Source organism: Psychrobacter vallis, assembly GCF_904846715.1.
GTDB classification, from domain to species: domain Bacteria; phylum Pseudomonadota; class Gammaproteobacteria; order Pseudomonadales; family Moraxellaceae; genus Psychrobacter; species Psychrobacter vallis.
On record NZ_CAJHBU010000014.1, the window covers coordinates 1 to 17,048 of the forward strand.

At 43.8% G+C, this 17,048-nt stretch carries 14 protein-coding genes; 5 read left to right on the forward strand and 9 right to left on the reverse strand.

The genetic code is table 11. The annotated features are described in order from the left end of the window. Positions 1-253: 253 nt before the first annotated feature. The gene (locus JMY02_RS09485) at positions 254-1,525 is read right to left on the reverse strand and encodes an NRAMP family divalent metal transporter (protein ID WP_201597537.1); all 1,272 of its coding nucleotides are present in this window, start codon (positions 1,523-1,525) and stop codon (positions 254-256) included. Between the two features lie 279 nt (positions 1,526-1,804). Further along, the gene (locus JMY02_RS09490; RefSeq protein WP_201597538.1) at positions 1,805-2,818 is read right to left on the reverse strand and encodes a LysR family transcriptional regulator; all 1,014 of its coding nucleotides are present in this window, start codon (positions 2,816-2,818) and stop codon (positions 1,805-1,807) included. Positions 2,819-3,109: 291 nt separating this feature from the next. Between JMY02_RS09490 and JMY02_RS09495 the strand changes: the two genes are divergently transcribed. Continuing rightward, the gene (locus JMY02_RS09495; RefSeq protein WP_201597539.1) at positions 3,110-4,051 is read left to right on the forward strand and encodes a hypothetical protein; all 942 of its coding nucleotides are present in this window, start codon (positions 3,110-3,112) and stop codon (positions 4,049-4,051) included. 20 nt (positions 4,052-4,071) lie between these two features. Here JMY02_RS09495 and JMY02_RS09500 read toward each other — a convergent pair whose 3' ends face one another. After that, complete coding sequence (locus tag JMY02_RS09500; RefSeq protein ID WP_265087966.1) at positions 4,072-4,947, reverse strand: NAD(P)/FAD-dependent oxidoreductase; 876 nt, start codon at positions 4,945-4,947, stop codon at positions 4,072-4,074. Then, positions 4,895-5,332: an NAD(P)/FAD-dependent oxidoreductase gene (locus JMY02_RS13715; RefSeq protein WP_265087967.1), complete on the reverse strand. Its 438-nt coding sequence runs from the start codon at positions 5,330-5,332 to the stop codon at positions 4,895-4,897. The genes JMY02_RS09500 and JMY02_RS13715 overlap by 53 nt, the downstream gene beginning before the upstream one ends. Positions 5,333-5,748: 416 nt before the next feature. Between JMY02_RS13715 and JMY02_RS09505 the strand changes: the two genes are divergently transcribed. After that, entirely contained in the window at positions 5,749-6,537 is a 789-nt protein-coding gene (locus tag JMY02_RS09505) for a DUF2071 domain-containing protein (RefSeq protein WP_227678467.1), read from the forward strand. Between the two features lie 95 nt (positions 6,538-6,632). Here the strand turns inward: JMY02_RS09505 and JMY02_RS09510 are convergent, their stop codons facing one another. Both JMY02_RS09510 and JMY02_RS09515 read right to left on the reverse strand, forming a co-directional pair. Then, positions 6,633-7,760 (reverse strand): zinc-binding dehydrogenase, encoded by a 1,128-nt coding sequence (locus JMY02_RS09510; RefSeq protein WP_201597540.1) that lies wholly within the window; start codon positions 7,758-7,760, stop codon positions 6,633-6,635. A 77-nt stretch (positions 7,761-7,837) separates the two neighbouring features. After that, entirely contained in the window at positions 7,838-8,515 is a 678-nt protein-coding gene (locus tag JMY02_RS09515; protein ID WP_201597541.1) for a glutathione S-transferase family protein, read from the reverse strand. A gap of 201 nt (positions 8,516-8,716) precedes the next feature. On the opposite strand from JMY02_RS09515, the gene JMY02_RS09520 reads away from it, so the two are divergent. Further along, positions 8,717-9,628: a LysR family transcriptional regulator gene (locus tag JMY02_RS09520; RefSeq protein WP_201597543.1), complete on the forward strand. Its 912-nt coding sequence runs from the start codon at positions 8,717-8,719 to the stop codon at positions 9,626-9,628. Between the two features lie 94 nt (positions 9,629-9,722). Here JMY02_RS09520 and JMY02_RS09525 read toward each other — a convergent pair whose 3' ends face one another. Then, positions 9,723-10,211 carry a hypothetical protein gene (locus JMY02_RS09525; protein ID WP_227678468.1) on the reverse strand — a complete coding sequence of 163 codons (489 nt, stop codon included), beginning with the start codon at positions 10,209-10,211 and terminating at the stop codon, positions 9,723-9,725. Between the two features lie 160 nt (positions 10,212-10,371). Between JMY02_RS09525 and JMY02_RS09530 the strand changes: the two genes are divergently transcribed. After that, a complete protein-coding gene (locus JMY02_RS09530) occupies positions 10,372-11,037 on the forward strand; it encodes a hypothetical protein (protein WP_201597545.1) in 666 nt (221 codons plus the stop codon). A gap of 65 nt (positions 11,038-11,102) precedes the next feature. On the opposite strand, the gene JMY02_RS09535 is transcribed toward JMY02_RS09530, so the two are convergent. Both JMY02_RS09535 and rhuM read right to left on the reverse strand, forming a co-directional pair. Then, positions 11,103-11,858, reverse strand: a complete 756-nt coding sequence (locus JMY02_RS09535) for a M90 family metallopeptidase (RefSeq protein WP_201597547.1) — start codon at positions 11,856-11,858, stop codon at positions 11,103-11,105. Positions 11,859-11,900: 42 nt separating this feature from the next. Next, positions 11,901-12,893 (reverse strand): RhuM family protein, encoded by a 993-nt coding sequence (gene rhuM / locus JMY02_RS09540; protein ID WP_201597548.1) that lies wholly within the window; start codon positions 12,891-12,893, stop codon positions 11,901-11,903. A gap of 693 nt (positions 12,894-13,586) precedes the next feature. Between rhuM and JMY02_RS09545 the strand changes: the two genes are divergently transcribed. Next, complete coding sequence (locus JMY02_RS09545) at positions 13,587-17,000, forward strand: BRCT domain-containing protein (RefSeq protein ID WP_201597549.1); 3,414 nt, start codon at positions 13,587-13,589, stop codon at positions 16,998-17,000. Positions 17,001-17,048: the final 48 nt, after the last annotated feature.

The following is a 17,048-nucleotide window of genomic DNA, read 5'->3' on the forward strand; positions in this document are numbered from 1 at the left end:
TTATAATAATATTCATTTATTAAATAGTATTATCCAATTTACAATGCTCCGTAAACACTGTTATTCAGATTGGTGAAAATATAATATTTTTTCACTGGTGATTTTTACATTTACTTACAAATATAGAGGGTAAGTAGTTGGCCATTGGTACTATTTTTTAGACAGAAAAAAACCCTCATAGCGAGGCTAAAAGGGCTTTTTTGTTTGAATGAGAAATATTTCACTCAGTCGCTTACCGTTAAAACAAACACATTTAACCAAATAAACCCGCCAGATTGGCTAGGAATAATAATGCAAAACCTGTCAAGAAGATTAAACCTGCGATAGACAATGCATTCATACCAACGGACAGTTTTTTATGGCTTTTGACCAATGTGTAGTTTAACCAACCAAAAATAGGGGCCGAGACGAACGCTGATATCATGGCAAACTTGAGCATAGCACCCAGTTGTCCGGTAAAGAAAGTGATAATGACCAAACCGCCGCCGATGGCATAGGTCGTCCAAAAGGCGATTTGTTTTTTGTTAATATCGCTTTCACCTTTGAGCAAACGCCAGCATTCCGCATTGGCGCGACCGTAACCGTCCGCACAGGTAATCGTGGTGCCAAACATACACATAAAGGCGACGAAGGCGACCAGCAATCTCGACCATTCACCGATGGTGGCGGTGTACATATTAATCAGCTGATTGATATAAGCGCCACCCACCAGTTCGATCTCTTGACCTGAGCCATACTGAACAAACACGCCTAATGACAAGAAGAACAATGCCAAAATCGCGGAGACCAAGTAACCCACGTTGAAGTCAAGTAAGCCCTGACGGTGCGTGGTGTGATCGGCTTTGACCTTGGCAGATGTCCACATAGAGGTAATTGCAGCAAACTCAAGTGGTGCTGGCATCCAGCCCATCAGTGCCACGATGAATCCTAACGTGGCAAGATTCCAAGGCGAGGCCGCAACAAAGTCCACCGCCATCACCGTTGGCTTACCAGCGGCAATAACCACTGCGGCCACCGTGGCTGCCGTCAGGGCGATCATAATCCACTTGGTCACGCCATCGAGCAGTTTATAATGTCCCGCAATCAGAAAAAACCACGACACAACCACGATGATTAAGGACAAAGTTATCGTCGATAGGGCAAGGGAGGCAGGTAACATAAAGCCCAATATCACCGCAGCAAGCAGCGATACGGCACCCGTACTGATGACGGCTGATAGTATAGACAGAATGAAGTATACCCACAGATAGACCTTTGAGCGTTTGGCATAGCCTGCAATCAAACTCTCGCCTGTATCGTAGACATAATCGGTGGCAAAACGAAAAAACGGATACTTAAAAACGTTGGCCAAAATAATCATAATGGCCAACTGCCAACCATATATGGCACCGGCCTGTGTGGATGAAATCAAGTGAGAGCCACCGATAGCAGCGGTGGCCATCAAAATACCTGGACCAAAGATGCGCCAACTAAAGCCTTCCTGGCTGGCAGCGCTATCAAGGTTCTGTGTTCGTTGTGTGGTCATAAATACCTCAAATTATATCAAGCGACAACCTATCACTGGTCAGTGATAGGTTGACTGCAACTAGAATAATAGGTTAAGAAATAAGAGAATAAAAAAACAAAACAGAAACGTTTAGCAGCGACTTTAGCACACCTATAATGAGACAAGATAATCATTATTTTGCGTACTTAAGCCAATAAATCATTATAAATCGAATTATTGTTTATGAATTATTAACAATTACTATCTATTAGCACTATTTATTTGATAATAGTTAGCAATATTTAGATATGCTAACTGTTAAGTAAATTGCTGACGCCGATAGGTAATCCCGCGCTGTTCATACACATGATAGATAGCAGTGAGCAGATCGGGTATTTTTGGATGGACAAAGTCTTTTAAGGTATGCAAATAAATAGGGGAGGTGACGTTTTCATGCACCAAGCGTTGATAGCTAATTTGTTCGGTACGCACGGTTTGGAGGCTGGCAGGGACCAGCGTAATCCCTTCGCCCGCTGCCACCAAGCCGAGCGCTACTTGTAAGTCACTTACGGTCGTGGTCATAAATGGTGAAATACCGTATTGTGCAAACAAATGCAATAAGGGTTCAGTGATAGGTGCGCTAAACGATACAGGCTCGTTGGTTACATGGCGGACATTTGTATGCGTGGCCAGTTTATCGCTTGTTGGTTGTGCTTGTGTCACAGCAGCCGATATAGGCAAATGGGTTTGGTGGTATAGAATCAAGCGATTGTTCGCCAAGTCTATCAAGCGCTGCTCACGTACGTGAGCCAGCGGATGTGCTTTTGGCAGTGCCACCACATAACGCTCATGGCGAAGCAATATTTGCTGAATCCATGGATCTTGGTGGGCGAAACGCCCGAACCCAATATCTATCTCACCAGATTTTAGCGCGTCCATTTGTTGATAGGAGCTGATGTCTTTGAGATTGACGTCTATATCAGGGCTGGCTTGCTTTAACATGGCAATAATTTCAGGCAGCAAGCCATAAAGCACTGACGGTACAAAGCCTATATTTAGCGCGCTGCTTGGCGCTGATAATCGCTGAGTCATGCTGGTGACGGTGTCAATCTCTGTCAATATAGTACTAATTTTGTCGTAAAAAAACGCGCCAGCCTCGGTCAGATGCAGCGGTCTGTGATAACGGTCAATCAATTCTACCCCCATCTCTGTCTCAAGCTGCTTAAGCAAACGACTCAGACTGGGCTGTGATAACCCTGTTTTTGTTGCAGCCGCGCTAAAACTGCGCAGATCTGCAATGGCAATAAACGCATTGAGCTGTTTTAAATCCATGTTTTTTGCCTATATTTTACAAATACTGATACGATAAAATAAATTGTGCTTGAAGATAATGAGACGAGCAATTATATTGTTTGCCAACAGCATGGTTACAATGGTTACATTTTAGCAAGAAATATCATCATACCATTGCCAAAATTTTGAGTCGTCAAAGAATCCTATACCAGTACTATTTTTGATAGGTTAAATGAATTTGACACTGCAAATCATATTTTTTGGGGTAGGTATCACGTCATTTTGGCAATCATTTAAGGCCAGTCCCACACACTGGTTTGGTATCATCCTATGAGCGACAAAAAAAACGACTTTGAAACGGATTTTGAGGAAAGATGGGCTGAAATTTCCAGTAAAAAATCACGCAATCGTACCAATAATAACATTTATGAACGCTTTATCAGCCGCGTTCAAAATGATGATGGTAGCGATAATAGTGAAACTGACGATGTCGAACCGTTAGAAGCTGCTGAACAGTCGTCTGCCTTAAATGCCTCTGCTTTTGAGCCTTTGAGTGTGAGTGAGCTTGGGCTTTTTTATGGCCATGATGAGAAAGCCGGGGTTGTAGCAACAGATGCGACCGTTGATTTTTTGGCTCAAGAAACACAAGTAAATACAGACTTATCAGATGCAAACCTATCATGGCAAGACAATTATTTAAATGAATCTTCACTTGATACTGAATCTAATGACAGTGATGCCGCTCCCACCAATACAGCCACTGGCCTAGCTGATACTAAAGAAACCTCTTCTCAAGAATCACCAATACCGACAGCCGTCAAAAAATCAACACCATCACAAGATAAGCTCGCGAGTAGCAAAAAACCGCTGATTATCGGTATGATTTTTGGCTCATTATTAATTGCTATTATCGTAGTAACGCTTATTTTTACGGATGTTTTATCAACTTCAACGAATAAAGCGGTTCCTGCGCCGCCTGAACCAGACAGTCCGGTAGTCACTAGTACAGCACCGCCAACGAGTACGATAGATAGTCCGAGTTCTACTGATGCCAGCGCTACCGATAATTTGGCAGTAGAGGCGCAACAGGCAAACATTAGCTCAACCAATCAGGCTCAAAATGCTGTCACTAACACTAATAACGTGGTAGTAGCAGAAATGCCTAAAACTACGCCTGCCAGCGCTGACGACTCGAATACAGAGACTGCGATCACTTATGAGGATTTTAGACAAGAGTCACAGAACACTTTGTACCGAGAAACCGATGACTAGGCAGGCAAGTTTCAGTCTGATTAAACCTCACCTTTTGCCATATGCTCTTCAAAAGAGAGTCGCATATGCGCGCCAACGCTACGCAGTGGATCGGGTGGTATCCAGCTTGGTGCTGCGTGTTTGAGGATAAAATCCAGCTCTGGACTTTGTTTACCGCAGATAAATTCCGCCATATAGTGACCCAGATAAGTGCCTTTTGCCACACCAACGCCATTCATGGCAGCAACCACGTACACACCAGAAGCATGCTCTTTAAAGACAGGTTCGTGATTCATCGTCACGCAAATCATACCGCCCCACGTATATTCAAATGGCACATCTGGCAGCTGTGGAAAACGCGCCAGATAAGATTTACGGTGTTTGACTTTTGCCTTATCGAGCACCGCCTTGCTACTGGACAGATTTGGCTGGTAATTCAGTGTATTACGAATAAAAATTCGATTATCCGATGTCAGGCGTACGGTGGTGCCGGCAGGATGGGCAGAAGTAAGCCCCCAAGGTTCTATTCCTTCAAAACATTTAATCTCACTATCATCAAGCTGGCGAGTCAAACTGGCATAGGTAAATATCGGTGTGATTCTGTTGGAGGATACGCCAAATTTTTCAGTAAAGGCGTTTGTTGCGAGTACGATAGTGTCGGCACTGAGCCGCGCTTTTGGGGTTTGAATCACCTTACTGGCTAAGTCTATTTCACGTATTGGGGTATTTTCTAGCAAAGTGACATTGCTAGGTAACGCACTCGCTACGGAGATCGCCAACGCTGCTGGATTTACCAGTATATTACCGGACGTATAAACAGCGCGCTTATAGTAATGAGTGCCCAGTCTCTTTGCTAACGCGTCATCACTCAATACCTCGTACGATTCTCCGATGGCCTCCAACGTATTCACACTCATGCCAAGATACATCAAGTCCTTGCTGCTCTTGAATACGTTTAAGACGCTGAATGGCAAAATTATTTAAATCTCGAACCTTGTTATTTACCGCTACGTCGGGTTTTGTTGGATCTAGATTGTGAGGCAAATCAATGATAAATCCTGCATTGCGACCAGAGGAGCCTTGACCAACTTCCATTGCATCAATAAGGGCAATGCGCGCTTCTGGACGCAGTTCAGCCAATCGACCAGCGGTGGCTAAACCTGAAAACCCTGCACCGATGATAATGATATCAAAATGCTCGTCTTTTTCCGCTTGTTGTACGGGCATGGGTCGCTGAAAAGCCACAGACTCAAACCAGCCAAGCTGACCATCTATGGCGGGCAATCTTTTGATCTGTTGCATGTAAAGCTCTCTATCATCTACAAGGATTTTTCGTTATTTGGCATATAAGGAAGGGATAATCTATCACAAAGTATTGATAAAGTAGGGCGCTGATTTCGACATTTTTTATTTAACTTTTGCTGGTAAGAGTCAAATACATGGCTATTTATAATCAATTGTTTACAAATTGGTTGTTTAGTGGAATTATGAGATGGCGTCATACATGGAATTTTAAGACGTTGTAGAAGACGAAAACGCGGCAGGATAATAGGTGAGACATTAAGAGGATTGATCAAAGGTTATCGGTTTTGAATATAGGTTTCTGTAGTACCACGTTTGAAATACCAAGGACAAACTGTCTTTATTATTTTTATTGATTATTTTATCTAAAAACTTAACTGCCTCTCAACGAAGCGTTAAAATTTTAAGGAGATATTGTGCAAGAAGCGCGTAAGTTAGAAAATCACATAACAGAGAGACCTAAGCCAAAAGGTATAGACGTTCTTTGCGGTCTGAAGCATTTTGCGATCATAACCTATGCCGTGCCAGCGGATAGATTCAAAGGAATATTTCCTACTCGATTCAAAATAGATGTCGTAGAAATAGACGGCCAAGAGATGGGGCTGATATCAGTAGTGCCTTTTCTTGATGTCGATTTTACATCAGCTGTTTTCCCTTTCCCAAAATTTACAATGGGGCAGACGAACTACCGTATTTATATAATCGATACGAAAACTGGTGAGCGCTGTGTATGGTTTCTTGGTACAACGCTCGATTCGTGGACGCTAGCAGTTCCTCGATATTTATGGAATTTGCCGTGGCATGATGGAGAAGTAAAATTCGATTGCGCATTCAACGAATCAACGGGACTGTATGAAAAGTACCATATGGAAACGTCATCCAGTTGGGCTAAAGCGTCTGTTGACATCGTGCAATCAGAATCCGACGAGATAGTGTTTTCTGGTTTTCCTGATGCTGAGTCAGCATTGGTGTATCTGACGCATCCTCTTGCTGGGTTTTATTACCGAAGGGATAATAAAGTCGGTACATATCGGGTCTGGCACAAGGAACTCAAAGTCAAGCCAGCAAAAATAAAATCAGCTAATTTTAAGCTTTTGTCTGATCTGGGCATCGTCAAGGAAGCTGAGCAACATACTCCTTATAGCGTGTTAGTAGAGCCAATAAATGAATTCACGATCTACTTACCGCCTACCATTGTAGAATAAGAGTCTAAAAAAATATTTCTATAACAAGCAAATAAAAAGCAGACATCATAATCGATATCTGCTTTTTTGTTTCAAAATGACTATTCAAGCAATCATTAGCCCTGAGGCGTGATTAAGTACTTCTCGCCAGTGGCCTGTTTGCCATAAGCAGCGATTGATTTTAATTGCAGCGCTTCCTCTAGTGTGACTTCATGTGTATAGCTGCTCGCAAAAGTGGTGGTGATTTCTTCTGCCACGCGCTTGCGCATTGACTTGACCGTTTCACTACCCAGCTTGCCAAGTGCATTGAATAATAAGAATCCGTTAACGCCCCACGCAAAACCAAAGTTGCGATTTAGCGTGATCGGGCCACGGTCTAAGGCACCATAAATATAGGCTTGTTTAAACGTGTCTGAGCCATAAACGCTATATTCTTCCACATCACGAGTGATGGCTGCTTCCATACAGTTCAGAATATCACTGGTCAATTGACCACCGCCAATAGGGTCGAATGAAATCGTTGCACCTGTTTCGATAATCGCTGCGGTTAAGTCCTTGGTAAAGGTCTCACTGCTTGAGTTCACCACGTATTTTGCGCCCATATCGCGCAGTAGCTTTTCTTGCGATTCTTTACGTACGATATTAATCAAATCAATCCCATCCGCCATACAGATGCGATTGAGCATTTGCCCGAGGCTAGATGCCGCTGCCGCATGAATAATAGCTTTGTGACCTTCAGCGCGCATGGTTTCTACCATGGCCAGTGAAGTGAGCGGATTGACAAAAGATGACGCCGCCTCTGTAGCTGTGGTGCCGTCTTTCATCTCTATACAGCTTCTCACATTGACACAGTGATAGTGACGGTACGTACCACCGCCAATCACCGCCACGACTTTACCCATGAGTGCTTGCGCGGCTTCTGATGAGCCTGCGGCGATGACTGTACCGGCGCCTTCATTACCGACAGGCGTGTCTTTATTCATCCGCGTTTTGAGCGCTGGCATGACTTTCTCGGGTACATCAGCGGTAATCACAGGGCTGTCATCCGTGCCTGACTGGGTGGCAGTTGACATGTCCGCAGCGCTAAACATCACACCAAAGTCAGACGGGTTCAATGGCATGGCCTCCATGCGCACGACAATTTCGTCAGCACCGGGCTGCGGCATCTCGATGTCTTTTAAAGACAGGGTTAATGTGTTGTCATCACTGATGGTGGATACCAGTTGTTTATTTTTATCGGTCATAATGTTTTCTCCTATGAATGATGCGCGGCATCACTCACTATTGTTATCGTATGGGTGTTATTTTATGCCAAAAGCCATTATTTAGGCTGTGCTGCTTGTATTTGAGCTTTTATATGGGTCATAAATTCAGGCATATTGGCGACGCGATCGGCCTCTATTTTTTGGGCAATGTCAGATTGACTCATGGTCTTGTTCCATTCTTTCATACCGGGTATTTCTGCTAGCACGTCCCAGTCAAGCTGGGTTGAGGCGCAGGCTTTGACGACGACATTTACATAGTGCATATAGATGTCAGCCATCGTAAGCTCTTTACCCGCAATCCAAGGTGAAAATTGGCACAACTGGTTTAAGGCAGTAATGCCGCGGGTTAATACTTGGCGTACTTCTTCTTTAACGGCATCAGGTGCGTTGGTACCTGAAAACACATAAGGAATCAGGCGGCGGCTTGGCAATTCAAAATAAAGCTCTGCTATTTTCATGATTTGACGGACAAGCGCACGCTCTGTCGCAGATTCAGGATATAGCGGTATAGCAGGGTAGGCCTCTTCAAGAAAGTCACAAATAACACTCGATTCTGAAAGATTGAAGCCTTCAGCCGTTGTGATAGCAGGTACTTTCCCCACTGGACTGACGCGCAGTAACTCATCGCTACCAGCGAAAATAAGCTTTTCTTGAAATGGCAGCTCTTTATACAAAAGAGCATGTTTGACCATGTTGTAATAGTTGCTCGCAGCAAAACCGTGCAAAGTAATCATAAGTTATTACTCCATTAGGGATGTAAGTATTGTTTTTAGTTGTCATGTTCAAGCTACACCCATTATTACTGTTTTTAATGAGGTGATATATAGGGCAAAACGCGAATCACTATTGCCTTTAAGACAATAATAAGGTCAAATTACGTAGTAATTGATACAGATATGTTGGAAAATTGACTGTTTATTGAATGGAGATAGGTTTTGGATCAGCTACGAGCGATACGATATTTTAGTAAAGTGGTCGAGACGGGCAGTTTTAGCAAAGCAGCTAAGGTGTTTGGTGTGCCTCCATCCTCATTATCAAGACGAGTTTCTGATTTAGAAAAGAGTTTGGGCGCGACACTACTAAAGCGTTCCACTCGGATTGTGAAGCTGACGGAGGTAGGGCAGGTTTATTATAATGATATGCAGCACATATTAAACCAGCTAGAGCAAAGCAAAGAAACGGTACGCAGTTATCAAACCACACCGATCGGACGTCTACGCATTAGCTCGATGGTGGGTTTTGGTGAAAAAATACTGCTGCCGTTATTGGATGAGTTTAGTGCGTTGTATCCGCAAATCGTGCTCGATGTCAGTTTGAGTGATGAGCTTTCAACACTAGGACGTGATGATGTCGATATTGCGATTCGTGGTGGCTACGCACCGAACGAGCGAGTGCTTGCAATAAGGCTTATGGATAATGAATTTATTCCAGTAGCGTCCCTCAGCTATTTGGAAAAACATGGCGTACCTGACCATGTCATGGCGTTAAAGGAACATCGGGGACTTTATTTTAAAGCGCCATCAGGGCGAACCCCTTGGTTATGTTATGTGGATGAGCAATGGCATGATGTCTCAGGGTCCGTGGTCGCGATCTCAAACAACGGGCCGTGGTTGGCACAAAGAGCCTGTGCGGGCGACGGTATTTTAATGTCTACGCGCTGGGCGTTGGCATCCTACCTTGCGTCAGGCGCGCTGCAAGAGCTGACGTTTGAGCATGAGTTGTCCGTCACTCAGCATGCGGATATGGCGATTTATCTGCTGTATCAAAAACAGCGTTACTTGGTACCTAAAGTAAAGGCAGCGGTGGATTTTTTGGTTGGAAAGATAAAAGTAGAAAGCACTCAGTGAATGTTAAATGATAAAGTTTCCAAATAGACTTCATTTAACATAATATACATTATGCGAAAACAAACCAACGGGTTTAGAGAGTGAGTCATATCTGCTAACGACACGTTTCTAGCAAATGCTTTCGTAAAGATCTGCCAGTCTCATCTAAAATTACATCTGCTATTTGGCAGTCAGCTTTGCCATCTGAGCCACCACACGATAATTCATAATAGATCTTGCTACCTTTTGCCAAGCTGACTTGAACCAATCCTTGCTTGGTTACTGCAAACTGTTTGTCTTGTGCGTAATCAGGATCTTGCGAGTTCCATAACACATCGTAACCCACATGACAGGACATTTGCGTTTTGTCAAAATAGTCTTGCTCAAGCTGTATGGCTGACTGTAGATCTTGATTGGCATATTGCTGCAATACGGTAGGATTATCCATACCTTCATTATCGACATCTTGCTGATACATTTTAGCAATGGTAGCGATTTTCATCGCAGTCAGTGTTTGTGACGGCTCTATACTATCCGCCATAACCGGATAATTAACGGTCAATCCCATTATTAATAGCAATGTCAGCGAATGATATATGGTCATGATGTTCTCTACTTGCTTGAATCATATGAAGATAATTGACTATTACATCATACCCATATGCTGACTCTGCTGTATTATCGTATCATTCAGGTTTATCAATTAAAAACCCTATATATTCACAATAACGACTATATCGCTAACCATTGTGATAAGGACACTTATGACAGCATTATCTAGATTTAAAACCCATTCCTTTAAATTGGCTACTGGCGGCATTTTGGCTTTTTCATTGGTGGTAACAGGTTGCCAATCTTTTGGTCAGTCTAATGCCATAGTAGCCAATCAAACAAAATCTGGCACATCAACGCCCGCAGTCCCTGATGTCAGTCAGCAAACCCTTAGACAACAAGCAATGCGTATTCAGCAGGCGCTTGCCAATAAAAACTACGCCAGTATCACCAATGACATTCATCCAACGCGTGGTGTTCGTCTGTCAATGTATGCTTATGTGCAGCCTGAAACAGACAAAGTCTTCAGTCGTGAGCAGTATGCACAGTACTTGCAACAGTCAAAAATCCGCTTCACGTGGGGCGAAAAAGACGGTACTGGCGATCTTTTAATCGAGCCATTACCTACCTATTTGGACACTTGGGTAAACGCTGAAAAGTTCAGTAACGCGAGTATTAATATCAATAAATTTAAAAACAATGGCAACTCTATCAATAACTTAAAGAAAATATACCAAAATTCAGAGGTGGTTGAATTTTATTATGCAGGAACTGAGCAATATTCGGGTATGGATTGGCGTGTACTGCGCTTGGTGTTTGATGAGTATCAAGGCAAGCGCTATCTAGTCGCCATTATCAATGACCAGTGGACAGTTTGATGGTACACCGCCCTTTTCTATTATTCTTTACTACCATATATTTAATAATTGATATGTTTTAAAGTTTACGATTTTGGCTCAAGGGGTTCTTGCCGAAAAAACTTGACCATAATGTCATAAATATCAGGATATGCGTCCACCAGTTTTTGCGGTGTCTCAAAAAACACCTCGCTGAGCACAGCAAAAAACTCTGCTGGATTGGTTGCACCATAACGATCGAGTCCTGACTTTCGATGGGTTTGGAAATCTTCAAAGTCGCGGCTCATTACCTCCGTCCACCGAGCGGGATCCATGTCAGGTTGTAGTGGCGGAAAACCATTGGCGCGACCATTAAGCATATCAAGTTTGTGCACAAACTCATGAATCACGACATTATGGCCATCGCGTTCACCTGAGTGCTTTGCGTCCTTCCATGACAGAATAACGGGACCGCGCTGCCACGCTTCACCGCTACGGTGTTGACTGCCTTCATGCACGATACCGAACTCATCGACGGTGGTGCTGTCGCTTTTATATGAACCGTTATAAATGATGACTGATGACCAGCCAGCATACCACTCAAGACTTAGATTTAAGATGGGCAGACAAGCTTGCAAGGCAATGGACTGCCTGACAGCGTCAGTAATCTCAAAACCTTGCGCCCCTGTGATGGATTTATCCGCCAAAAATAGCGTTGCTAGCTCAAATAAATGCGACATCTCATCAGCACTTAATCGATCTAATATCACAATACGCTCAGCCGCTTGCATCCAGTCTGCATTGGTAAATTCACTGTTGTCCAATATACGCTGTTCACGCCAGTCTTTTATGATGTTGAACATTTTTTGCCGCTCCTCTTATTATGGGTTCTCAAAGCTGATTTATTAGACTTCCAAAGATAGCATATTCATAATAAGTTTAATCAACGTCTCTTTTTGATTCGGGTCAGATTCAGCGACCAATAAGGTCAAAGCAGCAAGGCCTGTATTATTGATCACCATCTCACCCTGATCATTGAGTAAACGCCCATTGCGATGTAAAAAGTCCACAAACAAAAAAGCCCCACTGCGTTTATTACCATCAATGAAAGGGTGGTTTTTCACCATAAAGTACAATAAATGCGCCGCTTTGCTCTCAATAGTCGAATAAGCAGGTTCCCCAAACACTGTTTGCTCTAAATTACCAAGTACGCTACTCAAACCGTCCCCACGAGGCTTGGCAAATAGCGCGGTCGCCTCGCCTCTATCGATTAGCTGAGATTTTAAATCATTGAGCGCCGCCATCGCTTCAGTCGGACTCGGTAATACGCCTCCTTCTTGTCCTGCTGGGTCATCTAATAATCCTTCATCGTAGCGCTGTAGCCATAAAAACGTCTGTGTATAGCGACTGATGATTTCAACCAAACCGCGCCCTTCATCTGTGTTCAGCTCAGGGCTTTGTGCTGTCTTTTTAATTAAGTTTAACGCTTGCTGCAATTCGGCAGAGTTTTTATCAAAGCGCTGTTGGTTAAGCGTATATCCTTGCACCAAGTATTCACGTAAGCGTTGGGTTGCCCACCGTCTAAACTGTACACCTTGCGGTGATTTGATTCTATAACCCACTGAGATGACCACATCCAAGTCATAAAAAGTCACGGGTCGATCCGCATTTGCAATATGCATTTTTTGCATATTGCTTTTTTCGAAAACTTCTCCATCACTGAGCGCATTGGCAATATGACGCGAAATCACGGATTGATCACGACCGAATAGTTTAGTCATTTGTGCTTGTGACAGCCAAACCGTCTCTTGCTCAAAACGTACGTCGACTTGCGCCTTTCCATCCGCGTTTTCATATATCTCAATAGTCGAGATGTCATTTTTTTCAGTCGCTTTCATTTTGGTGGCCTTTACTCGTACATTAAATATATGAATCAATGATTACTAATAACATGAATCACTCAGCAATGGGTACTCAATGACATATGAATATTTCCCGTCTTTTAAGTACGTTCACAATAATCAAGGCAACAAAAAACCCAAGCCAGCACATACTCACTGACTTGGGTTTAATGTTTTTGAATGTCATCAGAACGATGTCTCATTCGGTGTTGTGTAATCTACCTCATAACCTGGTACATGGAAGACTCACTGGACTGCACCTAGATAACACCTCTAGTGCATTAGCTCAACCACGATTGCGTGGTTGCGCCAGCGAGCTAATGACACTAGAGGTGTTATCTAGGTATTAGCAGGACTGAAACAGTCTTCCTTGGGTAAAATGTAATGGCTTAACTCGTGGACGACGCAGCATCGTCCTTCACCAATAATGGTGAAACGCTAAATCTCACAACGTCCCTATTCTGCCTGAATTTCGATTATGCTGTCAATCAATCTTTGTTTAATAGTTACAGTTTTTGATACGTATGCGTCATTTGGTGTCGCACGGTTGTGTTTGTTTACTTGCACGTCATTCAGTGTCGTGTTTCTATTTTTTGATTGACAAAAGTTCTTGATATTTATTCTCAAATAGGCTTTTATATGCTTACAAAACATCATTCGCTGACCACATTATTATTAAGGCAAACCACTATGAGTCTGTCGTTCGAACAAATTCAGCATGCTTGGCAGGTACAAGACCCAAGCTTGGTCGAAAAGCTTTGTTTACTCGCTCAGCAACCTGATCCGTTGCCTACGTCGCCGATACCCGATGACGAGCTGACATTTGAGCGATTTTTAAATAAGGTAATGAGTTATTCGTTCCGTGAGCAGCACCCTGAGGTACAGTTTGCAGAGCGCGTGGCGATGATTGCAACTTTAGAGGCAAATGAAGGCACATACCCTCTACCTGATCGTTATAAGATTTACTTAATCTTAATCGCGCTTTGGGAAGACAAAAGCGCCTATTCACGGGCTATTTTAAAGCAGTCTATTAATGATCTGCCTTTGAGTTACGGCGTTTGGAAAGGGTTAAAGTATATTTATAAAGCAGCAGAGCATGAGCAAGATTATGAGATTTTTGCGTCTATTACTGCCAAAATCGACTTACATCGTTTTGATCAAAGCGTACGAGACCCTGTCAGTCTTGCCACCAAAACCTATATGAGCCTCAGAGCATGGCGCTATCTACGTAAAATTGGGCAGCAAATGCCTACGGGCTATATTGATGCAGCCGTCTCTGTCCTCGCCAGCTATGATGAAGCTATGACAGTCGGCCAGCCGCCGCAGCTCAACAGCTGGGTTCTTAATCATATTTGTTTTCACAATTCGGTTGATTATGGCGTCAATCGCTTTCATAACCACGCACCACGCAAATTATTTGATAGCAAGGGCCGCGCTTTTAAAGAAGCGTGGCAACGTGATACTGCACCACTTATCAGACTACTGGCCACGGCCAAAAATGAGGCCATACGGCAATTTGCGACGGACAGCTTAAAGCATGATTTTAAAATTCAGCTGCGTGATGTCAGCTGCCAAACCATTCAATACCTATCTGCAGGCTATGCACACAGTCAGGCACGCGATGAGACGATTGTATGGCTGATTGAGCAATCCCCGAATTTTGAGAAATCTAAATTTATGACACTTGGATTACATGAAGTGGTGCTCAAGTTATTACATTCGAAATATCCTGCCGCCTATCAGTATGCTATCGATTATGCTAAAAGCTATGCCCAAGCACTGCCATTATCTGAGCTGATGCTACTGGCAATCTCAGATTGCGAGCCGGTTCGTGGTTTTGCAATCAGCGTTATTTTAAGTCGCAATCCTGTCACTGATGTTGGGGTGTCAGGTTGGGGTCAACTACTAGATACGGTTTATCACCATCGTATTGCTGCCGAGCAACTCAGTAAGCACTTCACACGTCGTGATCTAACTGCCGAATGGTTTTTTGCGCGGCTGACCAGCAATCAGCGCTACAGCACACGCTTTGCCGTACGCAGAATGCCTGAGTTATATAGCGCGCATGAGCTTGGCAGTGACTATTTTATCCGTCTGGCCATACAACTGGATATTTCTGACAATAATGACAGTGCGTTGCTGTGCATGGAATTTTTGCTGCAAGAACTCAAACGCCTTGATTTAAGCCATATCGATAGCAACGTTTGGCAGTATTTATTGCTGCATCCACTGGCGCAAGAGACAATTATTGATTGGATTGATGAAGATATTTTATCAGCAGCTAAGATGGACATGGGTTATTGGCATGCCCTCGCCTATGAGCCTGATTGGCATAGCAGTAGTGATATTGTGCAGCTAAAAACCTCTCCTTATCTCATAAATTATAGTCACGATCATGATGACATAAATCATCATTTGAACGCAGATACGGTCAAACAGTGGCAAAAAAACTTAGCCTTTGATGACTATTTAGCAGATACCGTCCGCTGCTGGCTGGCTGATGTGCGAAGATTTGCGCCCACCCAATTGACATTTGATTGGCTAATGACACTTGCCCGCAGCGAGCAGGCAATTTACCGAGAGTTTGCGATTGAGCGTATTAATAAAGGCTTCTTGCCAGCAGATTTTGCGACCAATCAAAACACGCCTACAGCAGAAAATACACAAAAAGAAGCTGACATTGCTGTTGCTGAGACTACAGTTGATTTGGCTGGTCAACGTTATTTATTCACTGGCAAAATGCAAAGCATGAGCCGTGGCGATGCCGAAAAGCTGGTCAAAGCGGCAAATGGCGCTATCAGTAGTGCCGTTAATAATAAACTGGACTATCTAGTAATCGGCGATGATGGCTCGCCTCTATATGGCGCTGGTCGCAAAGGCAGTAAGCAGCTCAAGGCCGAAGGGTTAATCGCCGCAGGAGCAACGCTCAAGATCATCTCCGAAACCGCGTTTTTGCAGATGCTTACCGGACAATCACGCGCCGTATCCGAAGATGATACGATGGCAGGTGCGGAAGTACTATGGTCAATGGTGGTTGATGATCCTACCGCTCCTATCAGTGAGCTTGCCATCAGTTATCTGAGTCATCATCACGAGCAGATCTGTATGGCATTAACGGACCGACCTGTCGATCCTGACGCCATTATTCCTGCTTCTTTTTTTAGTGCCGAACGTGTCATACCTTTGTTGCAAAACAGTCAGCAAGCGCTACGCAACTTTGGGCTGTTACTCACAAAGTATGAGCTAGCCAAATGGTCACCAACACCTGCACAGTGGTTGATAATGGCAGAATCTCCTTATCTTGAGGTCACGCAGTTATTGCAGCAGGCATTATTGTCAGCGCCATCTGTCAGCAATCGAAATTACCATGTGCCTGTAGAGCAACTCAATGAGACCATGCTCAACACATTAATTGGCAGCAAAAAACGACTGGCGCGACAACTGGGTATGACATTATTACAGCGTCATCGTCAGTTTCAGGATCCACAGGCGCTTTATATACTCAGTCAAAGCGCTGATCGTGAAGTACGCTATGCAGCGGTGACCATGCTTTGGCAACATTATAAGACGCGCCATGTCTCACCGCAATGGCAGCCAGCCGATCAATACCATAAATCTCAAGCTGATGACGTTGACACAAAAAACACAAGCCACGCCCAGCCAAGTGATTGGTCCACCAATCCTCCTGCCGATTTAAATCAGTTATTAATGCTCCTAAAACGTGGACTGTTTGAGTTACCACCAGGACGATTGAGCAACTCACAAGGCGATAATCGCGTAAGCACGCAAAAGAACGAATCAAGCCGTTACTCAAAGTACTCGCAGCGTATTGATAAGACGCAAGTAGCGGCAGATCAAGAGCAACTCATCTCGCGCAAACCCATACCTGCCAGCCAAGCAAAACTGGCCTTGATTGAGACGTTCCGTGATGTGGGATTGGCCGATGAAAATTTTGCCGCACTGATTATGCCTTCCTTATTCACCTTTACCCATTCAGCAGGCAAGATGGAACGTCATGCATGTTTGGTCGCGCTCACACGCTTATTGCACCGCTACCCCAAGCTGTCCATGCATTTGCAGCCTATAGCCGCCAGCTCAAGTTGACGAATAAGTAGCATTGATGTGTAGAAATACGACCAAACCCATACGCCG